Genomic DNA, 22492 nt, shown 5'->3' on the forward strand with positions numbered 1-22492 from the left:
TCGCACCGCCTTTGACGTGTACGAGGGCTGACGATGTCGGCCGGTGTGGTTAGCATCACGTCAGCGCGGCAGCGTTGCCGAAGCGTGATGGAGGTCGACGTGACGCATATCCTCCGCCGGTTCGCCGGCGTGCGGACGTCCTGGCACACCGAGTCAGACGGTGAGTTCTTCTGCCCCGGCTGCGGCGGCGACCGCAACTACCGCCGGCGCAGCGGCAGACGGCGGTTCACCGTCCTCGGCGTACCCGTGCTGCCGCGCGGCGCCGCGGGACCCGTCGTCGAATGCGCCGACTGCGGCGGCCACTTCGGCCTCACGTCCCTGGCGGAGCCCACCTCGACGCGCTTCGCGCTGCTGCTGCGCGACGCCACCCACGCCGTCGCCCTCGCCGTCCTGCACGCCGGCGGCACCTCCTCCTCCGCCGTCCGCTGCGCCGCCGTCACCGCCGTGCGCACCGCGGGCTACGACGACTGCACCGAGGAGCAGTTGCTGACGCTGCTGGCCGCCATCGAGGCCGACTCGGGGCGGATGCCGGAACTCTGCGCCGACCTGCCGCCGGAGCAGCGGAACTTCGAGGCGGAGCTGCGTGAGACGCTGGCGCCGCTGGCGCCGCACCTGGTGCCCGTCGGGCGGGAGTCGATCCTGCTGAGCGGCGCGCGCATCGCGCTCGCGGACGGGGCGTACACGCCGCCGGAGTGGGAGACCCTCGTCGTCGTCGGCGACGCGCTGCTGCTGCCGGCCTCGGACGTCGAGCGGCTGCTGACGTCGGCGCGCACGCCGTCATAAGGGGCGCGCGGGACCCGCGCGCCTCCACGCGCCCCCGCGGCCGCCCCCCGCCCGCCGTACTCCGCAGGCTCCTCGGGGCTCAGAAGCCCAGCCGGCGCAGCTTCTTCGGGTCCCGCTGCCAGTCCTTGGCGACCTTCACGTGGATGTCGAGGTACACCGGCATGCCCAGCAGCGCCTCGATGTGCCCGCGGGCCTTGGTGCCGATCTCCTTCAGCCGCTTGCCCTTCGGGCCGATGACGATGCCCTTCTGGCTGTCGCGCTCGATGAACAGGTTGGCGTGGATGTCCAGCAGCGGCCGGTCCGCCGGGCGGTCCTCGCGCGGCTCCATCTCGTCGACCACCACCGCGATCGAGTGCGGCAGCTCGTCCCGTACGCCCTCCAGGGCCGCCTCCCGGATCAGCTCGGCGACCATCACCTGCTCCGGCTCGTCGGTCAGCTCCCCGTCCGGGTACAGCTCCGGGCCCTCCGGCAGCAGCGGCACCAGCAGGTCCGCGAGGAGGCCGACCTGCTTGCCCTCGACCGCCGAGACCGGCACCACCTCCGCCCACTCGAAGCCCAGGTCCTTCGCCATCCGGTCCACGGCCACGAGCTGCGCGGCAACCGTGTCGGAGTCGGCCAGATCGGTCTTGGTGACGACGGCGACCTTCGGGGTACGCCGCAGGGCGGCCAGCTCCCCGGCGATGTACCGGTCCCCCGGGCCGATCTTCTCGTTCGCCGGCGCGCAGAAGCCGATCACGTCGACCTCCGCCCAGGTGGCGCGGACGGCGTCGTTGAGCCGCTGGCCGAGCAGCGTGCGCGGCTTGTGGTAGCCGGGGGTGTCGACGAGCACGAGCTGCGCGTCGGGGCGGTGGACGATGCCGCGCACGGTGTGCCGGGTCGTCTGCGGCCGGCTGGAGGTGATGGCCACCTTCTGGCCGACCAGCGCGTTGGTCAGGGTCGACTTGCCGGCGTTGGGCCGGCCGACGAAGCAGGCGAAGCCGGAGCGGTGCCCGGTGTCAGGGGTGGTCATGGGGAGCATTGTCCCCGACCGCCGTCCGGCACCCGCCGCCGCTCCGGTCCCCGCGACCGCGGCCCGCACCCGCGGCGGGCGCCGGGCGGGCAGCGGACGGTCGGCGGTCGGGCGCCGGACGGTCGGCGGTCGGGCGCCGGACGGTCGGCGTACGGCCCGCGGCGGGTGCTACGCGCCCAGCAGCCGCGCGCCGCCCTCCGGGGCCAGTCCGGCGAGGACCTTGTCGATCCGCGCCAGGGTGTCGGGGTGCAGCTCGACGTGCGCCGCCGCCATGTTCTCCTCGATGTGCGCCGGCGTCCGGCTGCCGGGGATGGGCACGACGTGGTCGTCCTGGTGCAGCAGCCACGCCAGCGCGAGCTGCCCTGGGGTCAGCCCCACGTCGGCGGCAACGGCGCGCAGCGGCGCGAAGCGGTCGTGGTTGGCCTTGAGGTTCGCCGCGTCGAAGGCGCCGATGTTGCGGCGGAAGTCGCTCTCGGCGACGTCCGTCACGGAGCCGGTGAGGAAGCCCGTGCCCAGCGGCCCCCAGGCGACGACGCCCACGCCCAGCTCGCGCGCCGCCGCGTGCAGCTCCGGGTCGACCGGCGTCCACATCGACCACTGCGCCTGCACCGCCGCCACCGGGTGCACGGCGTGCGCGCGGCGCAACTGGTCCGCGGTGACGTTGGAGAGGCCCAGGTGGCGCACCTTGCCCTCGGCGACCAGCTCGGCCATCGCACCCGCCGTGTCCTCGATCGGCACCGCCGGGTCGGGGAAGTGCACGTAGTACAGGTCGATCCGGTCCGTGTCCAGGTTCCGCAGCGAGCGCTCGGCGTAGCCGCGCACGTACCGCGGCTCGGCATTGACGGTGAGGTTGCCGAAGGCGTAGCTGACCGGATGCGCGCGGCCCTCGACGCCCTCGGGCAGGGTCAGCCCGAACTTCGTGGCCACCACCACCTCGTCGCGCCGCCCGCGCAGCGCCCGGCCGATCAGGCGCTCGTTGTGCCCGTCGGGGCCGTAGCCGTCGGAGCTGTCGACGTGCGTGGCGCCCGCGTCGAGGGCGGCGTGCAGCGCGGCGACGCCCCGGTCGTCGTCGGTCTCGCCGTAGACGCCGGGCGAGAGCACCATCGCGCCGTAGCCGATGGCCGGGGACTCCAGGGCGCCGAGGGTGCGGGAGGGGACGGGGTTCGCAGCTGTGGTCATGCCCGCAGCCTCCGCGGAATTGCGTGGCGGCGTCCAAGACCTATGGCTATAACGGGTGGTTATGGACGCCCACGTTCGCGATCTGCGCTACTTCGCGGCGGTCGCGGAGGAGCTGAGCTTCACCCGCGCCGCCGAGCGGCTGTACGTCTCGCAGCCGGCGCTCTCCAAGCAGATCCGGGCGCTGGAGCGGCAGCTCGGCTTCCCCCTCTTCGAGCGGCGGGCGCGCACGATCGCGCTCACCCCGCAGGGCGCGGCGCTGCTGCCGGCGGTGCGGGAGCTGACGGCGGGCTGGGCGGAGGCGGTACGGGCCGCGCGCACCGCCGGTCCCGCGGAGTCGCTGGCGGTGGGCATGCAGACGGCGGTCGGCCGTGACCTGCAACGGGAGGTGCTGGGCCGGTTCCGGGAGCGGGGCTGGCGGATCTCGTTGCGGCTGGTCAACTGGGAGGACCCCACGGCGGGGCTGGCCGGCGGGGGCGCCGACGCGGCGTTCTGCTGGCTGCCGGTGCCGGGAGTGGGCGCGGAGCTGACGGCGAAGGTCCTCGCCCGGGAGGAGCGCTGGGTGGCGCTGCCGCTGGACCACCGGTTCGCGGGCCGGACGGCGGTGGACTTCGCGGACTTGCTCGACGAGCCGTTCGTGGCGCTGCCGCGGTCGGCGGGCGTGCTGCGCGACTTCTGGCTGGGGACGGCGGAGCGGGGCGGGCGGGAGCCGGTGGTGGCGCTGGAGGCGTCGGCGCCGGAGGAGGTGTTCGAGGCGGTGGGCGCGGGCCTGGGCGTGGTGCTGCTCGCGGAGGGCAACGCGCGGCTGTACCCGCGTCCGGACGTGGTGTCGGTGCCGGTACGGGGGCTGGCGCCGTGCGAGCTGGCGCTGCTGTGGCGGACGGCCGACGGGCGGCGGGAGGTCGCGGAGTTCGCGGCGGCGTTCCGGGAGGCACCGGCGCCCGCGGGCGGGGGCGGCGGGTCGGGGCCGGGACGGCGGGACAGCGGGGCCCAGGGGAGCACGAGGGAACAAACATAGGTCGTCGCGGCCAGCGCGGCCAGCGCGGCCAGCGCGGCCGTAAGGCACCTCCGTGGCCGGGGCGCGGGGCCCTCGTCGCGTACGCCCGGGGCGCGGGCGTGCGCCGCGCGTGCGGGGGCCGGGCGGGCGGCGCGGGCGCCGGGCGGAGGGCGCGGCGGCGCGCGGAACGTCACCCTCAGGATGGACTGTACGGAACGTATCACCGTGGTTACCTGAAGTCGTGATCGTTCGTGCCGCGCTCGTCCGCGGGCTCGCCCTGCGCGCCGTGCTCGTGCTGCTCCTCGGGGTGCTGCTGGTGCCCGGCGGAGCCGCCGAGCGCGCCAGCGCCGCGGACGGCTACTCCACGTCCTCCGCCGCCCCCGGGGCGGCCGGAGCCGCGGGCGAGGCGGCCCCCGGCGAGGACACCGGACCGGCGCCCGCCCTCGCCCGGCGCGGTCCGCGGTCGGCGAAGGCCGGGCAGATCGACCAGGCCGGCCACGTGGCGGCCGCCGGCCGGCCCGTGCCCCGGACGGCGCGGGGCGCCGAGAAGACCGGCTCCCCGTGGTGCCCGTACGCCCCGGAGGCGGCGGTGCTCGCCGCCGCCCGGACGCGGTACGCCGTACTGCGCTGCTGACGGGGCCCGCGGGGCGGCCCGTTCGCGTACGGCGGACGCCTGCCCTGCTGCCCGTACCCCCCACGTCAGCACGCCAGCGGCAAGCCGGAGTTCGCCATGCCTATCGACCTCTCGCGCGCGCTCGAAGCGTACGTGCGCGCCCAGACCCTCCCACCCCCGCCCGCCGACAAGCCCGCCGACCAGCCGCCCGCCCCCGAACCCCGGGAAGGCCGCCCCGCCGGCCACGGCCCGGCCCTCGAACCCGACGCCGCCCCCGAACCCGACGCCGCCCCCGACCCCACCGACCACCCCGCCCCCGCAGAACCGCAGGCCGACGCCGTCCGCCCCGCCCCCGACGTCCCGCCCGAGCCGCCGGGGGCTCCGCTGCCGGCGTGACGGCACCCCGCCGCTCACGGGCCACCGCGGTACCGCGGTGGCCCGTGAGCAGGCACCCTCACCTCTCCCACACGTCTGGCGTACCGTCCTCGAAACTCACTGGCCACAGCCGCACCTCCCCCCGTTACGATGGCGTCAGGGCCTGCGTGTGGAGCAGGCGTCGGGACCCCGGGCGTGGTCCGTCCGGCGGGCCCTCCTCAGAGTTCCGCGAGCGAAGAAGTGGGATGAGATTCAGGCCCGAGGGCCGGCCCATGACACAGACACCCGTAAGCCGCACCCCCGAAGAGGGACAGGCCCGCGCCCACATCACCATCCCCGCGAAGCACCCCATGGTGACCGTGCTGGGCTCCGGAGACTCCCTCCTGCGGGTCATCGAGAAGGCGTTCCCCAGCACCGACATCCACGTCCGGGGCAACGAGGTGAGCGCCGTCGGCGCATCCGAGGAAGTCACCCTCGTGCAGCGCCTCTTCGACGAGATGCTGCTCGTCCTGCGCACCGGAGCCCCCATGACGGAGGACGCGGTGGAGCGGACGATCGCCATGCTCAAATCCGACCGCGACGACGAGGCCGGCGGCCACCACGCCCCCTCCGAGGTCCTGACGCAGAACATCCTCTCCAACCGCGGCAAGACGATCCGCCCGAAGACGCTGAACCAGAAGCGCTACGTCGACGCCATCGACAAGCACACCATCGTCTTCGGCATCGGCCCCGCGGGCACCGGCAAGACGTACCTCGCCATGGCCAAGGCGGTCCAGGCCCTGCAGTCCAAGCAGGTCAACCGCATCATCCTCACCCGCCCCGCGGTCGAGGCCGGCGAGCGCCTCGGCTTCCTGCCGGGCACGCTGTACGAGAAGATCGACCCGTACCTGCGCCCGCTGTACGACGCACTGCACGACATGCTGGACCCGGACTCGATCCCCCGCCTGATGGCCGCGGGCACGATCGAGGTCGCCCCCCTGGCATACATGAGGGGCAGGGCGATGCCGTTGTTCACCAAGGTTCTGACACCCGACGGCTGGCGCCCGATCGGCGACCTCGAGGTCGGCGACCTGGTGATCGGCTCCAATGGTGAGCCGACCCCGGTGCTGGGGGTGTATCCCCAGGGCGAGCGGGACATCTATCGCGTGACGGCTCAGGACGGCTCGTGGACGCTGTGCTGCGGCGAGCACCTGTGGACGGTCAGGACCGCCGCGGACAAGCGGCGCAACAAGCCGTGGCGGGTCCTGGAGACCCAGGAGATGATCGGCAACCTGCGCGCAGCGCACGCCCGCCGGTACGAACTCCCGTTGCTGACCGGACCGGCGCAGTTCCCGGCCCGCGAGGTGCCGATGGACCCATATGCGCTGGGCCTGCTGCTAGGCGATGGCTGCATCACTGGCAAAGGCACACCTTCGTTCACCACGAGTGACCCGGAGCTCGCCACCGCACTAGAGGCGGCTCTGCCTGGGACGAGGGTGCGGTCGCGAGGGGGCTACAACTACCTCGTCAATCGTGTAGCTACACCTGCCGACTCTCCGGGGAGCGTGCTGACGCATCCGCTCAAGCAGGCGCTGCGTCCCTTGGGCCTGATCGGCAGTAAGTCGTACTCGAAATTCGTACCGGACGACTACCTCTACAACACCCCCGAGGTCCGGCTGGCTCTGCTCCAGGGCCTGCTCGACAGCGACGGCGGTCCTGTCACCCAGTCCGACCGGACGTGTCGCGTCCAGTACACAACTGCGTCGATCCTGCTCCGTGACAACGTCATCTCCCTCGTGCAGTCCCTGGGGGGCGTCGCCTACACCCGTCGCCGGGCGGCCGAAGGCCGGAAGCCCGGGAGGGCACGGGGTCGCGATGTGCACCACCGGCGCGACGCGCACATCGTCGACATCCGACTCCCCGAAGGCATCGAGCCCTTCCGGCTCGCGCGCAAACGCGAGAAGTACCACGCCGCCGGAGGCGGCGGCCGCCCCATGCGGTTCATCGACAGCATCGAGCCGGCGGGCCGCGAGGAGACCGTGTGCATCCAGGTGGCGGCGGAGGACTCGCTGTACGTCACGCAGGACTACCTGCTCACGCACAACACGCTGAACGACGCGTTCATCATCCTCGACGAGGCGCAGAACACGAATCCCGAGCAGATGAAGATGTTCCTCACCCGGCTCGGGTTCAACTCCAAGATCGTCGTCACCGGTGACGTCACGCAGGTCGACCTGCCGGGTGGGACGAAGAGCGGGCTGCGGCAGGTGCAGGGGATCCTGGACGGGGTGCAGGACGTGCACTTCTCCACGCTGACCAGCAAGGACGTCGTGCGGCACAAGCTGGTGAGCCGGATCGTCGAGGCGTACGACAAGTTCGACGTCAAGAGCCGCGACGACAGGAACGGCAGGGCCTAGACCCGTGTCCGTCGAGGTCAACAACGAATCCGGGGTCGAGGCCGACGAGGAGGCCGTGCTCGGGGTCGCCCGGTACGCGCTGGCGCGGATGCGGATCCACCCGCTCTCCGAGCTGTCGGTGATCCTCGTCGACCCCGCCGCGATGGAGCAGTTGCACGTGCAGTGGATGGACGAGCCGGGGCCGACGGACGTGATGTCCTTCCCCATGGACGAGCTGCGTCCGCCCGCCAAGGACGACGAGGAGCCCGTGCAGGGGCTCCTCGGCGACATCGTGCTCTGTCCCGAGGTCGCCCGCCGGCAGGGTGCCGCGGCGCCGACCGGGCACTCCATGGACGAGGAGCTGCAGTTGCTCACGGTGCACGGGGTGCTGCACCTCCTCGGCTACGAGCACGAGGAGCCCGCGGAGAAGGCCGAGATGTTCGGTCTGCAGAAGGCGATCGTCGACGGCTGGCGCGCCGAGCGCGGCGTGACCGGTCCTTCGCCGGCGCCCACCGAGCGATGACCACCCGGCTGATCGCCGCGGCGGTCCTGCTCGTGGGGGTCGGCTGGCTGGCGTCGTGCGCCGAGACGGCGCTGGCGCGGACGACGCGGATCGCCGCCGAGGACGCGGTACGGGCCGGGCGGCGCGGCTCCGCGAAGCTGCTGGCGGTGACGTCCGACCCGGTGCGCTATCTGAACGTGGCGCTGCTGGTGCGGGTCGGCTGCGAGATGGCCGCGGGCGCGCTCGTCACGTACGCCTCGCTGCACCATTTCGACCGCACCTGGGAGGCGTTGACGGTCGCGATCGCCGCGATGGTCCTCGTCTCGTACGTCGCGATCGGCGTCTCGCCGCGCACCATCGGGCGCCAGCACCCGGTGGCGACGGCGACGGCCTCCGCGTACGTGCTGCTGCCGCTGGCCCGGGTCATGGGCCCGGTGCCGCGGCTGCTGATCCTGCTGGGCAACGCGCTGACGCCGGGCAAGGGCTTCCGCCAGGGGCCGTTCGCCTCGGAGGCGGAGCTGCGCGCGATGGTGGACCTGGCGGAGAAGGAGTCGCTGATCGAGGACGACGAGCGGCGCATGGTCCACTCGGTCTTCGAACTCGGCGACACCCTGGTGCGCGAGGTGATGGTGCCGCGGACGGACGTGGTGACCATCGAGCGGTACAAGACGCTCCGGCAGGCGCTGACGCTGGCGCTGCGCTCCGGTTTCTCGCGGATCCCGGTGACGGGGGAGAGCGAGGACGACGTCGTCGGCGTGGTGTATCTGAAGGATCTGGCGCGCAAGGTGCACATCAGCCGGGAGGCCGAGTCGGAGCTGGTGTCGACGGCGATGCGGCCGGCGGCGTTCGTGCCGGACACGAAGAAGGCCGCGGACATGCTGCGGGAGATGCAGCAGCAGCGGATCCACGTGGCGGTCGTCATCGACGAGTACGGGTCGACGGCGGGCATCGTGACGATCGAGGACATCCTGGAGGAGATCGTCGGAGAGATCACCGACGAGTACGACCGGGAGCTGCCGCCGGCGACGGAGCTGGGGGAGGGCCGCTTCCGGGTCACGGCCCGCCTCGACATCGGCGACCTGGGCGAGCTGTACGACCTGGAGCTGGACGACGAGGACGTGGAGACCGTCGGCGGGCTGCTGGCCAAGCAGTTGGGGCGGGTGCCGATCGCGGGCGCGACGGCGGAGGTCGACGTGACCCACGACGGTTCCGACCCGGGGCTGCGGGCGCTGCGGCTGACGGCGGAGTCGCCGGCGGGGCGGCGGAACAAGATCGTGACGGTGCTGGTGGAGCCGGTGCGGGAAGAGCCGGAGGAGCCGGACGAGGGGGCGTAGCGGCGCGGGCCCGGCGGTCGCCGGCCGTACGGGCACGGGCCTCCCCCTCCGTACGCGCGGGCCCGGCGCCGTACGCGCCGGGCCCCGTTCCTCACCGCCGCGCACGGTTCCGCCGTCGTGCTGGAGGGCGCTTGCGCGCCGTCGTATCTGGAGGTGCGGCTGGCGCCGCTGGCCGCGTACACCGTGCTCGGCGTGCCGATGGACGGCTTCGGCGAGCACGTCGTCGACCTGATCGAGGTGTTCGGTGCCGACGGGGGCCGGCTCGCCGAGCAGGTGCGTGAGGCACCGGACTGGCCACGGCGCTTCGCGCCCGTCGACGCCTTCCTGTGGCGGCGCCTCGACGCCGGCAGGCGGCCCGCACCCGAGGTCTCGCGCGCGTGGCGGCTCATGGCCGCCAGCGGCGGCACCATGGAGATCCGCCGCATGGCCGACGACGTGGGGTGGAGCCACAAACACCTCATCACCCAGTTCCGCAGGCAGGTCGGCTTGCCGCCGAAGACCGCCGCCCGGCTGGTCCGTTTCCAGCGGCTGCTCGGCCGGCTGGAGAGGGCCCCGGCGGCCGGCTGGGATGAGCTGGCGGCCGACTGCGGCTACGCCGACCAGGCCCATCTGGGGCGCGACTTCCGTGCGTTCGCAGGGACCACACCCACCGCGTTCCGCGCCGAAGCGACGGCGACGGGCCGGCTCCCCGTGGCCTGATACGGATCCTCAGCGGAGGCCGGCGGAGGCCGGCGGAGGACGGCGGAAGACTGCGGACGAGCAGCCCTGGTGTGTTTACCGTGCACGGTTCGTATGCTCGCCGGTATGAGCGAGAGCAGCACGCTGGACCCCGAGGACCGCAAGATCGTCACCCTGGCCCGCAGCACCCGGGCGCGCAACGCCGTGCCGGAGGGTGCGGCCGTACGGGACGAGACCGGCCGCACCTACGTCGCGGGGACCGTGGCGCTGGAGTCCCTGCGGCTGACGGCGCTGCAGACGGCCGTGGCGATGGCCGTCGCCAGCGGCGCGACCTCGCTGGAGGCCGCGGCGGTCGTCACTGAGGCCGAGGGCCCGGCGGACGCGGACCTCGCGGCCGTACGCGACCTCGGCGGCGCGGACACCCCGATCCTGCTGGCCGGCCCGGACGGCGAGGTACGCAGCACGACCCGTGCCTGAGGGGACCCGGGAGGCCGCCCGCGCGCGGCGGCGACCGTACGACCGCGCCTGACGGGCCCGAACCCCCCGCGAGGGGGCGTTCCGCTCCGGGCGGAAGCCGCTCGTCGGGACCGCTCGGCGCAGCGGCCAGCGGCGCTGTCCGGGCCGGTGAAGACGATGTCCAGGAAGAGCGTCCCCGTCAGGTTCCCCTCGATGGTTTGTGTGCTGCTGGAAGGACTCGCCCACTGTCCAGGAGCCGCGGTGATGCATCAGGGCTTTCGGGCGACGCCGCAGTAGTGTGCGACGTCGACGCGCGTGCCCACCTGCGGAGTCTCCGCCGGATCCGGGTGCCAGCGAGGGCAGGAGACGACTCCGGGCTCAAGGAGTTCCAGGCCCGCGAAGAGGCTCTCGACCTCGGCGGCCGAGCGGATGACCAGCGGGGAGCTGCCCCGGCCGTTCCAGTGATCGGCCACCTGGTGCATCGCCTCCGTGTCGACCTCCGTCGTCGGGTGGGAGATCACCAGATAGCTGCCCGCCGGCACCGCATCCATCAGCCGGTGGATGACCGCTCGTGCCACCTCGACATCGGGCATGTGATTCACGATGCCCAGCATGGTGACGGCTACCGGCCTGGTGAAGTCCAGCGTGTGCGCCGCTTCCCGCAGGATCTCCTGCGGATCGTGCACGTCGGCGTCGATGTAGGCGGTGGCGCCTTCCGGGGTACTGGTGAGCAGGGCGCGGGCGTGCGCGAGGACAAGGGGGTCGTTGTCCACGTAGACGATCCGGGCGTCGGAGGCGGCGCGCTGGGCCACCTCGTGGGTGTTGTCGGCAGTGGGCAGGCCGGTGCCGATGTCCAGGAACTGGCGTATCCCCAGCTCGCCGGCGAGCAGTCGGACGGAGCGTATGAGGAACAGCCGGTCCTCGCGCGCCGACTTGACCAGGGCGGGGGCGAAGGCGAGCATCTCGTCCCCCGCCTTGCGGTCGACCTCGTAGTTGTCCTTCCCGCCGAGCCAGTAGTTCCACACTCGGGCCGAGTGCGGCACGGTGCTGTCCACCCGGGAGTGGGGACCGAGGGCGTCTTTCGGGGAGCGCTCATTCATCGCGGTGACTCTCCAGGCGTCGGGGCGTGTGCTCGTGACCATATTCGCCGACGCCCCGGGGCGCGCAGCAGAAGCATCGGTGCGGCCGGAGCACCCGCGCACGGCCGGCCGGCTCACCGACGCCGCGGCCGATGTCATCCGTCCGTAAGAAAAGATGTGCTGCCCTCCCGGGCGCTGCGGGCTATCTTCACCACCGAGACGACACGTAGGAGTCCCCTTGCGAGCCCGTACCCTCCTCCCGGCCATGCTGGCCGCCGCCCTCCTCACTCTCGCCGGATGCGGCGACGGCCAGGACTCCAGACCTGCCGACGACGCGGGGGCCTCCCCCTCGGAGGTGTCCTCCCCCGCACAGCCGCCCGACGACGACGGCGGCAGCCGTAGCGACGGCGGGTCGGCGGAGACACAGGTGCCCGAGGCGCTGACCTTCACCGCGACCACGGTGGACGGCGACCCGTTCGACGCGAAGACGCTCGCGGGCAAGCCCGTCGTCCTGTGGTTCTGGGCCCCGTGGTGCACCGTCTGCCAGGGACAGGGCCACGAAACCGCCAAGGTCGCAGCCGAGTTCGAGGGCAGGGCCCACGTGATCGGCGTGGCCGGGCTCGACAAGCCCCAGGCCATGCAGGACTTCGTCAACGACACGGAGGTCGGCACCTTCCCGCACCTGTCCGACGAGGCCGGGGACGTCTGGAAGAAGTTCGAGATCACCGAGCAGAGCGTCTACGTGATCCTCGACAAGGACGGCAAGACCGTCTACGAAGGTGTGCTCCCAGGCGGCGACGGCCTGGCGGACAAGCTCACCGCCGTCACCGGCTGAACCGGCATGGCCGACCTGCCCCTCGCCCTCGCGCTCGGCGCCGGGATGCTCGCCGCCGTCAACCCGTGCGGCTTCGCCCTGCTGCCCGCCTACCTCTCCCTCCTCGTCCTCGGCGACGACGCGCCCGGCCGAACCGTTGCCGTCGGTCGCGCTCTCGCCGCCACCGCCGCCATGACCGCAGGCTTCGCCGCCCTCTTCGGCATCTTCGGCCTCGCCGTCCAGCCCGTCGCCGGACAGGTCCAGCAGCACCTCCCCTGGTTCACCATCGCCTTCGGTCTGCTCGTCGCCGCTGCCGGAGCATGGCTGCTCGCCGGCCGCCAGTTGTCCGTCCTCGCCCCGAAACTCCGGCGCGCACCGAAGCTGACCCGCTCCCTGCCCTCCATGGTGCTGTTCGGCATGGCCTACGCCACCGCGTCCCTCGGCTGCACCATCGCTCCCTTCCTCGCCATCGTGGTCTCCGCCTTCCGCAGCGGCAGCACCGCCGAGGGCATCGCGCTGTTCGCCGCCTACGCCGCCGGGATGGGACTGATCGTCGGTGCCGCCTCCCTGAGCGTGGCGCTCACCCGCACGACCGCCGTCACCCCGCTGCGTCGCCTCGGCGCCGCCACACCCCGCCTCGGCGGCGGAGTGCTCCTCCTCGTCGGCGTCTACGTGGCCTACTACGGCTGGTACGAGATCCGCGCCCAGCGCGACCCCGCCACCACCGACCCCGTGATCGAGGAGGCGGGCGCCGTCCAGCGTGCCCTTTCCGACGCCGTGGACGCCGCCGGCCCGGCGGTCATCGCCGTGTTCTGCGCCGCGCTGCTCATGGCGGCCCTGATCATCCGCACCCGGCGCCGCACACGCCGGCTCGCCCGGACGGGAACCGAGGCGGGGCCGGCTGCCAGCCGCTCGGCCTGACCTTCAGGCGGCGGACACCCTGCTCACCGCGGGCGCGGAGGAGGACGGCCACAGCGTTCGCTCCGGGCCGGTGAGCAGGGGACGGGCGTACCACCGCGCCGCTGCGAGAAGCCACCGGCCGCGTCAACGCCGCTGCGGCACCGGTACCCGCCCCAGGTCCGTCGCCACCGTCAGCGGCCCTTCGTACCCCGCCTCGCGCGCCTCCCGCGCGAAGTCCTCCGGGTCCGGATAGCGCTGCGAGAAGTGCGTCAGCACCAGGTGCCGTACGCCCGCTGCGATCGCCACCCCCGCCGCCTGGGCCGCCGTCAGATGCCCGTACTCGATGGCCAGCTCGGTCTCCGCGCCCAGGAACGTCGACTCGATGACCAGCAGGTCCGCCTCCTCCGCGAGCGCGTACACCCCCTCGCACAGCCCGGTGTCCATGATGAACGCGAACCGCTGTCCCCGGCGCGGCGCCGAGACCTCCTCCAGCCGGACGCCGCGCAGCTCGCCCTCGCGCTGGAGGCGCGAGATGTCGGGACCCGCGATGCCCGCGCGCGCGAGGAGGCCGGGGAGCATCCGGCGGCCGTCGGGCTCGACGAGGCGGTAGCCGTACGCGTCCACGGGGTGGTGCAGCCGGCGGGCCTGAAGGGTGTACGCGGGCGTGGTGGCGATCACGCCGTCGCCTTCGACGGGCCCCGCCTTGATCCGCGCGCTCTCCCGGTACACGCTCGCGTACCGCAGCCGTTCGAAGAAGTGCTCCCCGCTGGCCGGGAAGTGGACGGTCACGGGGTGCGGTACGTGGTCCAGGTTGATGCGCTGGATGACGCCGGGCAGGCCGAGGCAGTGGTCGCCGTGGAAGTGGGTGACGCAGATGCGGGTGAGCCCGTACGCGGCCACGCCGGCGCGCAGCATCTGGCGCTGGGTGCCCTCGCCGGGGTCGAAGAGGATCGCGTCGCCGTCCCAGCGCAGCACGTAGCCGTTGTGGTTGCGCTGGCGGGTGGGGACCTGGCTGGCGGTGCCGAGGACGACGAGTTCGCGGGCGGCCACGTGCGGGCGGCCCGCGCTACCCGGGCGGCCAGTTCAGACCGCGGCCGCCGAGCACGTGGGCGTGCGCGTGGAAGACGGTCTGGCCGGCGCCCGCGCCGGTGTTGAAGACGACGCGGTAGCCGGTGGCGTCGATCTTCTCCTCGACGGCCACCTCGGCCGTCTCGCGCAGCACGTCCGCGAGGAGCTGCGGCTCCGCGGCGGCGAGGGCGGCGGCGTCCGGGTAGTGGGCCTTGGGGATGACAAGGACGTGCGTGGGCGCCTGCGGGTTGATGTCGCGGAAGGCGATCGTCGTCGGGGTCTCGCGGACGACGGTCGCGGGCACCTCGCCCGCGGTGATCTTGCAGAACAGGCAGTCTGCCTGCGGCTCCCCGGCCATGTTCCCGGCCTCCTTCGTACGAGTCGGGCGGTACGGGCCGCATGGTACCCCGCGGCCCGTACCCGGTGCCCTGCCGCTACTCCCCCGCCGGGGACCCGGAGGACGACGGCTCGGAGGACGCCGCCTCCGGCGTGTCCCGTACCGCACCCGGCACCTCCGGCGGCACCGCCGCCGGGCTTCGCTCCAGTTCCTCCAGCGCCAGCCGCACCGCCGTCTCCAACTGCGGGTCGCGCCCCTGCGCCCAGTCCTCCGGCGTGAGCTGCACGTCCACGTCCGGTTCCACGCCGTGGTTCTCCACGCCCCAGCCCGGGCCTTCCAGCCAGATGGCGTACTTCGGCTGCGTCACCAGTGTGCCGTCGACCAGCCGGTAGCGGCTGTCGATGCCGACGACCCCGCCCCAGGTGCGGCGCCCGACGAGCGGCCCGATGCCCAGCGCCCGGATCGCGGCGCTGACGATGTCGCCGTCCGAACCGGAGAACTCGTTGGCCACCGCGACCACGGGACCGCGCGGTGCGTCCATCGGATAGCTGACGGGCCGGAGCCCGCGGCCCGCGTCCCAGCCGACGACGCGCCGCGCCAGCTTCTCCACGACGAGCTGCGAGGTGTGCCCGCCGCGGTTGTCGCGGACGTCGACCACCAGCCCCTCGCGGGCGACTTCGACGCGCAGGTCGCGGTGGAGCTGCGCCCAGCCGGGCCCCTGCATGTCGGGTACGTGGAGGTAGCCCAGGCGGCCGCCGGAGGCTTCGTGCACGTACGCGCGCCGGCCGGCGACCCATGCGTGGTAGCGCAGCGGTTCCTCGTCGGCGGTGGGGACGATCACCGCGTAGCGCACGTCGCCGCCGTCGGCGGGGAGCACGCTCAGCTCGACGGGCTTGCCCGCGGCGCCCACCAGCAGCGGCGCGGGCCCGGCCAGCGGGTCGACGGGCCGGCCGTCGACGGCGACGATCGCGTCGCCGGGGCGGACCGCGGCGCCGGGCGCGGCCAGCGGGGAGCGGGCGTGCGGGTCGGAGGTCTCGGACGGCAGGATCCGCTCGACGCGCCACGTGCCGTCGTCCCCGCGGGTCATGTCGGCGCCGAGGAGGCCCTGCCGCCGCTCCGGTGCGCCCGCGGGCGCGCCGCCGCCCGGGGGGACGACGTACGCGTGGGACGTGCCCAGCTCGCCCTGCACCTCCCACAGCAGGTCGACCAGGTCGTCGTGGGTGGCGACGCGCTCCAGCAGCGGCCGGTAGCGCTCCAGCACGCCGTCCCAGTCGACGCCGCCGAGGTCGGCGCGCCAGAAGTGGTCCCGCATCAGCCGGCCGGCCTCGGCGTACATCTGCCGCCACTCGGCGGCCGGGTCGAGCGACTGCCGTACGCGGGTGAGGTCGACGGTGACGTTGTCCCCGTCGCCGTCGTCGACGTGGCTGGCCTTGCGGTCGGCGGGGACGACCTTCAGCTTGCCGTCGGTGCGCAGCAGGATCCGGGTGCCGTCGCCGGTGACGGTGAAGCCCTCGGCGTCGTCGGCGAGTTCCTCGACGCGCTGCTTGCCGAGGTCGTAGCGCTCCAGCCGGCTGGTGGGCCCGTCGTCCTCGGGGCCCGCGGCGTCGGTGCCGAGGACGCCGCGCAGCGGGTGGACCAGCCACAGCAGGCCGCCCTCCGCGGCGCGCAGGGTCGAGTAGCGGGCGGCCTCGACGGGGAAGGGCAGGATGCGGTCGGCGAGGCCGTCGAGGTCGATGCGGGTGACCGGCGGGGTGTCGCCGGAAGGCGAGCCGGCGTCGTCGCCGTCGTCGGAGGTGCCGCGCTCGGGGGGCCGGCCGTGGCGCTGCGGGCCGAACGGCGAGGGCGTCTCGGCGGCGAGCGTGATCAGGTGGGGGCGGCAGGCGTACGGGAACGACAGGTCGAAGACGTGGCTGTCGTAGACCGGGTCGAAGGCCCGCTCGGAGAGGAACGCCAGGTGCTTGCCGTCCGCGGTGAACGCCGGGGAGTAGTCGCGGAAGCGCAGCGGCGTGGCCTCGGCGACGGCGAGCCCGTCGGTGGTCGCGAGGCGCAACTGCCGCAGCTCGCCGGGGCCGGGGTGGGACCAGGCCAGCCAGGCGGAGTCGGGCGAGAACACCAGCCCGCCGGCGTCGCCGTACGCGCTGGTGTCGACCTCGCGCACGTCGCCGGAGGCGCGCTCGACGAGGAGCACCCGGCCGTCGTGCGAGGCGACGGCGACGCGGCTGCCGTCCGGCGCGACGGCCAGCCCGGTGACCCGGCCGAGGCGCCCGGCGGCGACGCGGCGGGGCGTAGCGCCGGTGTCGCGGCCGGCGGCGGGGATGAACTCCAGCGCGTCCTCGCCCTCGGCGTCGGTGACGAACACGACGTGCTCGGCGCCCTCTGCGCGGAAGACCCGCGGCATCCGGGCCCGTACGCCGGGCTCCGCGGCCAGCGCGCGGGCGGGGCCCTCGCGGTGGGTCACCCAGTGCAGGGTGCCGCGGATCTCGACGGCGCTGCCGCGGCCGGTGTGGTCGGGGCGGGCGGCGCCGAGGTTGTGGCGGGCGCGGAGCGGGCGGGGGCGCAGGTCGGTGCGCTGGCCGCCGAGGCGGATGTCGAGGCGGCGGGGCTCGGTGCCCTCGTCGAGTCCTTCGAGGAGCCAGAGTTCGCCGGCGCTGGCGTAGACGACGCGGGTACCGTCGGTGGCGGCGTGGCGGGCGTAGAAGCCGCCGAGGGGGGTGTGGCGGCGCAGCGCGGCGTACGCGTCGGGGGCGTCGGTGTCGGCGGAGTACAGCGCGCCGGTGCCCTCGTGGTCGGAGAGGAACGCGAGCCGCCCGCCGGCCCACAGCGGGTACTCGGCGTTGCCGAGGACGGCGTCCAGCTCGGCGGGGCGGGTGAACTCCGCGTCGGCGGCGGTGCGCAGCCAGAGCCGGCCCGCGGTGCCGCCGCGGTAGCGCTTCCAGTACGCCGCCTCCCGGCCCATGCCCGCGGTGAGCAGCGCGACGCGGCCCTCGGGCCCGTACGCGACGTTGCCGACGGGTCCGAACGGCAGCGTGTGCGCGGGGCCGCCGCCGGGCGGCACGGCGCGGGCCCAGGTGCGGCGCAGCGAGTACTGGCCGTGGGTGGTGAGCGCCAGCACGTCGCCGTCGGGCGTCCAGCCGCGTACGGAGGTCTTGCCGCTGCCCCAGTACGTCAGGCGGACGGGGGCGCCGCCGTCGACGGGCGCGGTGAGGACCTCGGGGGCGCCGTCGCGGGTGGAGGTCCAGGCGACGCGGGTGCCGTCGGGGGCTATGCGCGGATGGTCCACCGGCATGTTGTCGGCGCTCACCCGCCAGGCCCGGCCGCCGTCGACGGGCGCGGCCCAGACGTCGTCCTCCGCCGTGAAGGTGATCAAGTCGCCGTGCAGGTGCGGGAATCGCAGGTAAGCAGGCTGAGTCACGTCGATCATCCCATCATGCGGAAGCGGTACTCACCACCGCTTTGCGGTGCGGTGTGACCTTCGTCCTGTACCCGCCCCGTCCGGGGACGGAACGAATCGGGACGTAATTGTGAACACCTTGGGAAAACCCCCTGTTTCCCGCGCGCGGAGGGTCAGGATCCGGGCGTACCCCACGCCTCGCTCCGCTCGCTCAGGACCACCGCCCGGTCGCGGCGAGCACCACCGCGCCCGCCGCCGTCCCCGCCGTGGAGGTGCGCAGCACGCTCGGGCCCAGCCGGTACGCCCCCGCGCCCGTGCCCTCGAACGCGGCCAGCTCCTCCGGCGCGACCCCGCCCTCCGGGCCGACCACCAGCACGATCTCGCCCTCCTCCGGCAGCGCGGCGGCGGCCAGCGGCGCGGCGCCCTCCTCGTGCAGCACGGCCGCGAACGCCGCGTCCGCGAGCAGCGGCAGCAGTTCCTTCGTCGCGTGCAGTCCGGCGACCTCCGGGAAGCGCAGGCGGCGGGCCTGCTTGCCCGCCTCGCGGGCGGTGGCGCGCCACTTGGCCAGGGACTTCTTCCCGCGCTCCGCGCGCCACCGGGTCACGCAGCGGGCCGCCGCCCACGGCACCACCGCGTCCACGCCGGTCTCGGTCATGGTCTCGACGGCCAGCTCGCCGCGGTCGCCCTTCGGCAGCGCCTGCACGACGGTCAGCCGCGGGCGCGGCGCCGGCTCCTCGCGCACCTCGGCGCAGGTCACCAGCAGCCGGTCGCGGCCCTCCGCGCCGGCCACGGTGCCGTACGCGCCGCGCCCCGCGCCGTCGGTGAGCACGACGTCCTCGCCGGCGCGCAGCCGCCGTACGGACACCGCGTGCCGCCCCTCGGGGCCGGTCAGCGCCAGCACCGCGCCGGGGCGGGCGGCGTCCAGCACGGCGGGCTCGGCGACGAACACCGGGGCGGTCACAGCAGGCCGCCCGAGGCGTCGCCGGCCGGCTTCGTCGTGCCGCTGAGCGCGTCGGCCAGCTCCCGGGCCAGCACCTCGACCAGCTCCGCGGCGGGCAGTTCCCGCGCCAGCCGGTAGCCCTGGCCCGCCCAGAGCGCCATGCCCTGCGGGTCGCCGACGCGGGCGGCGGCGGCGCGCAGCGGGGAGGTCAGGTGGTGGACCTGGGGGTAGGCGGCGGGGGCGTACGGGCCGTGCTCGCGCACGAACCGGTTGACCAGCCCGCGCGCGGGGCGGCCGGAGAAGGCGCGGGTCAGCTCCGTACGGGTGAACACCCCGCCGGTGACGGCCCGCTTGTGCAGCGCGTTGGCACCGGACTCGGGGCAGACCAGGAACGCGGTGCCGAGCTGCGCGGCGGCGGCGCCCGCGGAGAGCACCGCGGCGATCTGCCCGCCGCGCATCAGCCCGCCGGCGGCGATCACGGGCACGTCGACGGCCTCCAGCACCTCGGCGAGGAGCGTGAGCAGCCCGCGGCCCACGTCGTCGTCCCGCGGGTCGTTGCGGAAGCCGCCCTGGTGGCCGCCGGCCTCGACGCCCTGCACGCACACGGCGCCGGCCCCGGCGGCCTGCGCGCGGCGCGCCTCGACGACGTTGGTGACGGTGACGACGGTGTACGTCCCGGCGCGGGCGAAGGCGTCGAGTACGGCCGCCTCGGGGCAGCCGAAGGTGAACGACACCAGCGCCACCGGCTCGTCCAGGAGTATCGCCACCTTGGCGTCGAAGGCGTCGTCCGTGCCGGCCTCGGCGTCCCCCAGCGCCGTGTCGTACCACTCGACCTCGCCGGCCAACTGCTCGGCGTACGCCTCGATCTGGGCCGGGTCGGGCGGCGAGGGGGGCTGGGGCATGAACAGGTTGACGCCGAAGGGCCGGTCGGTGACGGCCCGGAGCTGGCGGATCTCCTCGTACATCGCCTCGGGTGTCTTGTAGCCGGCGGCGAGGAACGCCAGGCCGCCGCCCTCCAGCACCCCGGCGGCGAGTTGCGGGCAGGATGCGCCACCGGCCATGGGCGCCTGCACGATCGGGAAGGTGAAGAGATCGTTCAGCTCGGTGGGCATGGCTCAATCCTGTCATGCAGGTCGGACGCCGGCGGCCCGCGCCGGATCGTGGTATCCGCGCGTCTTCACGCACTTGGGGACGGCTGACGTCCCACCCGCAACACCCGTCGCACGGGCCGCACGGAGGCGGCCCGGCGAGGCCCCCTGCCGGGAGCTAGGTCCTGTCTGGCACCTAACGCCGTCCGCCCTCTGGGCGGGCTCCCCCACAGCGCGCTGCGCACACGCGGGCGGTACCCCAGACGCAGGCGGGATTTCCAGACAGGGCCTAGCGGCCGCTCCAGGCGTCCTTCAGCCGCGAGAACAGCCCCTGCTGGCCCGGTTTGAACTGGCCCTGCGGACGCTCCTCGCCGCGCAACTGGGCGAGTTGGCGAAGGAGCCGCTCCTGCTCCGGGTCCAGCTTCTGCGGCGTCTCGACCTCCACGTGCACGACCAGGTCGCCCCGGCCGCCGCCGCGCAGATGCGTCACACCGCGCTGGTGCAGCGGAATCGACTGCCCCGACTGCGTACCGGGACGGATGTCGACCTCCTCAAGACCGTCGAGCGTCTCCAGATTGACCTTCGTGCCCAGGGAGGCCGCCGTCATCGGGATCGTCACCGTGCAGTGCAGGTCGTCGCCGCGGCGCTGGAAGATCGGGTGCGGCAGCTCGCGGATCTCCACGTACAGGTCGCCCGCGGGGCCGCCGCCGGGGCCGACCTCGCCCTCGCCCGCATGCTGGATGCGGGTGCCGGTGTCGACGCCCGCGGGGATCTTCACCGTGAGCGTACGCCGCGAGCGCACCCGGCCGTCGCCCGCGCACTCGGGGCACGGCGTGGGCACGACCGTGCCGAAGCCCTGGCACTGGGGGCAGGGCCTGGAGGTCATGACCTGGCCGAGGAAGGACCGGGTGACCTGCGAGACCTCGCCGCGGCCACGGCACATGTCGCACGTCTGCGCCGACGTGCCGGGCGCCGCGCCCTCGCCGTTGCAGGTGCCGCAGACCACCGCGGTGTCGACCTGGATCTCCTTGGTGGCGCCGAACGCCGCCTCCTCCAGCTCGATTTCGAGCCGGATCATGGCGTCCTGGCCGCGGCGGGTGCGCGAGCGCGGCCCGCGCTGCCCCGCCTGGCCGAAGAAGGCGTCCATGATGTCGGAGAGGTTGCCGAAGCCGCCGGCGCCGAAGCCGCCGGCCGCGGCGCCGTTCTGCGACAGGGGGTCGCCGCCGAGATCGTAGATCTGCTTCTTCTGCGGGTCCGACAGCACCTCGTAGGCGGCGTTGATCTCCTTGAACCGCTCCTGGGTCTTCGGATCCGGGTTCACGTCCGGATGCAGCTCGCGGGCGAGTCTGCGGAACGCCTTCTTGATCTCCTCCTGCGACGCGTCACGTCCGACGCCGAGGACCGCGTAGTAGTCCGTGGCCACTTATGACTCCGCCAGGATCTGTCCGACGTACCGTGCCACTGCGCGTACCGCTCCCATCGTTCCGGGGTAGTCCATGCGGGTAGGTCCGACCACGCCGAGCTTGGCGACGGCTTCACCGGTGTCGCCGCCAGAACCGTATCCGACGGAGACGACCGAGGTGGAGGTGAGCCCCTCGTGGTCGTTTTCATGGCCGATACGCACCATCACGCCCGGTTCCTTCGCCTCACCGAGCAGCCGCAGGAGCACCACCTGCTCCTCCAGCGCCTCCAGCACCGGCCGGATGGTGAGCGGGAAGTCGTGGTCGAACCGGGTGAGGTTGGCGGTGCCGCCGATCATCAGCCGCTCCTCCGTCTCCTCCACCAGCGTCTCCAGCAGCACCGACAGCACGGTCTGCACCGTGCCCCGGTCGTCCGCGGGGAAGGGGTCGGCCAGGTCTGCCACCAGCCGCGGCACGTCGGAGAACCGGCGGCCGACGACGCGGCTGTTGAGCCGGGCGCGCAGGTCGGCGAGGGAGTCCTCGCTGAACGGCGCCGGGCAGTCGATCAAGCGCTGCTCGACCCGGCCGGTGTCGGTGATGAGCACGAGCATCACGCGCGCCGGGGCGAGTTGGAGCAGCTCGACGTGGCGCACGGTCGAACGGGTCAGCGACGGGTACTGCACCACCGCCACCTGCCGCGTCAACTGCGCCAGCAGCCGCACCGTGCGCCCCACGACGTCGTCGAGGTCGACGGCGCCGGACAGGAAGTTCTGGATCGCCCGCCGCTCGGCCGCGCTCAGCGGCTTGACGTCGGCGAGCTTGTCGACGAACAGCCGGTAGCCCTTGTCGGTGGGGATGCGGCCGGCGCTGGTGTGCGGCTGGGCGATGTACCCCTCGTCCTCCAGGGCGGCCATGTCGTTACGCACCGTCGCCGGGGAGACACCCAGGTGATGCCGCTCGGTGAGCGCCTTGGAGCCGACCGGCTCCTCCGTACCCACGTAGTCCTGGACGATGGCGCGCAGCACTTCGAGCCGGCGCTCGCTGAGCATGCTGCCCACCTCCGCACTCGGGGTCCGTCCGGTCGTTCCGCCGCTGGCACTCGACGGCGGGGAGTGCCAGGGTTCCGGGCCAGTGTACGGCCGGGTAGGGCAGCCCGGGCAAGGAGGCCGGTCACGTT

21 protein-coding genes are annotated in these 22492 nt (G+C 73.8%); 11 read left to right on the forward strand and 10 right to left on the reverse strand.

The window, feature by feature from the left end; genetic code table 11:
* The first annotated feature begins 87 nt into the window (after positions 1-87).
* Positions 88-783, forward strand: coding sequence for a hypothetical protein (locus tag FB457_RS12595; protein WP_047015731.1), 696 nt, complete (start codon positions 88-90; stop codon positions 781-783).
* Between the two features lie 79 nt (positions 784-862).
* Here the strand turns inward: FB457_RS12595 and era are convergent, their stop codons facing one another.
* Both era and FB457_RS12605 read right to left on the reverse strand, forming a co-directional pair.
* Positions 863-1792 carry a GTPase Era gene (gene era / locus FB457_RS12600; protein WP_047019898.1) on the reverse strand — a complete coding sequence of 310 codons (930 nt, stop codon included), beginning with the start codon at positions 1790-1792 and terminating at the stop codon, positions 863-865.
* Between the two features lie 168 nt (positions 1793-1960).
* A complete protein-coding gene (locus FB457_RS12605; protein ID WP_145781885.1) occupies positions 1961-2971 on the reverse strand; it encodes an aldo/keto reductase in 1011 nt (336 codons plus the stop codon).
* A 61-nt stretch (positions 2972-3032) separates the two neighbouring features.
* Between FB457_RS12605 and FB457_RS12610 the strand changes: the two genes are divergently transcribed.
* The 8 genes from FB457_RS12610 (at position 3033) to FB457_RS12645 (ending at position 10319) form a co-directional block, all read left to right on the forward strand.
* Positions 3033-3986 (forward strand): LysR substrate-binding domain-containing protein, encoded by a 954-nt coding sequence (locus FB457_RS12610; protein ID WP_145781887.1) that lies wholly within the window; start codon positions 3033-3035, stop codon positions 3984-3986.
* A 220-nt stretch (positions 3987-4206) separates the two neighbouring features.
* Entirely contained in the window at positions 4207-4599 is a 393-nt protein-coding gene (locus FB457_RS12615; RefSeq protein ID WP_047015734.1) for a hypothetical protein, read from the forward strand.
* A 96-nt stretch (positions 4600-4695) separates the two neighbouring features.
* The gene (locus tag FB457_RS12620; protein WP_047015735.1) at positions 4696-4974 is read left to right on the forward strand and encodes a hypothetical protein; all 279 of its coding nucleotides are present in this window, start codon (positions 4696-4698) and stop codon (positions 4972-4974) included.
* A 251-nt stretch (positions 4975-5225) separates the two neighbouring features.
* Positions 5226-7349, forward strand: a complete 2124-nt coding sequence (locus FB457_RS12625; protein WP_145781889.1) for a PhoH family protein — start codon at positions 5226-5228, stop codon at positions 7347-7349.
* Between the two features lie 4 nt (positions 7350-7353).
* The gene (gene ybeY, locus FB457_RS12630; protein ID WP_047015737.1) at positions 7354-7851 is read left to right on the forward strand and encodes an rRNA maturation RNase YbeY; all 498 of its coding nucleotides are present in this window, start codon (positions 7354-7356) and stop codon (positions 7849-7851) included.
* On the forward strand, positions 7848-9164 hold the full coding sequence (locus tag FB457_RS12635) for a hemolysin family protein (RefSeq protein WP_047015738.1): 1317 nt from the start codon (positions 7848-7850) through the stop codon (positions 9162-9164). The genes ybeY and FB457_RS12635 overlap by 4 nt, the downstream gene beginning before the upstream one ends.
* A 117-nt stretch (positions 9165-9281) precedes the next feature.
* Complete coding sequence (locus FB457_RS12640; RefSeq protein WP_052770286.1) at positions 9282-9863, forward strand: AraC family transcriptional regulator; 582 nt, start codon at positions 9282-9284, stop codon at positions 9861-9863.
* Positions 9864-9968: 105 nt separating this feature from the next.
* Positions 9969-10319, forward strand: coding sequence for a cytidine deaminase (locus tag FB457_RS12645; protein WP_145781891.1), 351 nt, complete (start codon positions 9969-9971; stop codon positions 10317-10319).
* A gap of 248 nt (positions 10320-10567) precedes the next feature.
* On the opposite strand, the gene FB457_RS12650 is transcribed toward FB457_RS12645, so the two are convergent.
* Positions 10568-11398 carry an SAM-dependent methyltransferase gene (locus FB457_RS12650; RefSeq protein WP_047015739.1) on the reverse strand — a complete coding sequence of 277 codons (831 nt, stop codon included), beginning with the start codon at positions 11396-11398 and terminating at the stop codon, positions 10568-10570.
* A gap of 217 nt (positions 11399-11615) precedes the next feature.
* Here FB457_RS12650 and FB457_RS12655 point away from each other — a divergent pair, with 217 nt between their 5' ends.
* Entirely contained in the window at positions 11616-12212 is a 597-nt protein-coding gene (locus FB457_RS12655) for a redoxin domain-containing protein (protein ID WP_047015740.1), read from the forward strand.
* Positions 12213-12218: 6 nt separating this feature from the next.
* Complete coding sequence (locus FB457_RS12660) at positions 12219-13112, forward strand: cytochrome c biogenesis protein CcdA (RefSeq protein WP_145781892.1); 894 nt, start codon at positions 12219-12221, stop codon at positions 13110-13112.
* A gap of 123 nt (positions 13113-13235) precedes the next feature.
* Here FB457_RS12660 and FB457_RS12665 read toward each other — a convergent pair whose 3' ends face one another.
* The 7 genes from FB457_RS12665 to hrcA all read right to left on the reverse strand — a co-directional run bounded on the left by FB457_RS12665 (position 13236) and on the right by hrcA (position 22364).
* The gene (locus tag FB457_RS12665) at positions 13236-14141 is read right to left on the reverse strand and encodes a ribonuclease Z (protein ID WP_145781894.1); all 906 of its coding nucleotides are present in this window, start codon (positions 14139-14141) and stop codon (positions 13236-13238) included.
* Positions 14142-14157: 16 nt separating this feature from the next.
* Positions 14158-14517, reverse strand: coding sequence for a histidine triad nucleotide-binding protein (locus FB457_RS12670; RefSeq protein ID WP_047015743.1), 360 nt, complete (start codon positions 14515-14517; stop codon positions 14158-14160).
* Between the two features lie 76 nt (positions 14518-14593).
* Positions 14594-17917: a S41 family peptidase gene (locus tag FB457_RS12675; protein WP_486589015.1), complete on the reverse strand. Its 3324-nt coding sequence runs from the start codon at positions 17915-17917 to the stop codon at positions 14594-14596.
* 181 nt (positions 17918-18098) lie between these two features.
* Entirely contained in the window at positions 18099-18848 is a 750-nt protein-coding gene (locus FB457_RS12680) for a 16S rRNA (uracil(1498)-N(3))-methyltransferase (RefSeq protein ID WP_145781896.1), read from the reverse strand.
* Positions 18845-19939, reverse strand: coding sequence for a nitronate monooxygenase (locus tag FB457_RS12685; protein ID WP_047015745.1), 1095 nt, complete (start codon positions 19937-19939; stop codon positions 18845-18847). Before FB457_RS12685 ends, FB457_RS12680 begins: the two co-directional genes overlap by 4 nt.
* 265 nt (positions 19940-20204) lie before the next feature.
* Positions 20205-21338 (reverse strand): molecular chaperone DnaJ, encoded by a 1134-nt coding sequence (gene dnaJ / locus FB457_RS12690; protein WP_047015746.1) that lies wholly within the window; start codon positions 21336-21338, stop codon positions 20205-20207.
* Positions 21339-22364, reverse strand: a complete 1026-nt coding sequence (hrcA, locus tag FB457_RS12695; RefSeq protein ID WP_047015747.1) for a heat-inducible transcriptional repressor HrcA — start codon at positions 22362-22364, stop codon at positions 21339-21341. It lies immediately after the preceding gene.
* Positions 22365-22492 lie beyond the last annotated feature (128 nt).

The sequence above is a fragment of the Streptomyces sp. CNZ287 genome (assembly GCF_007827615.1).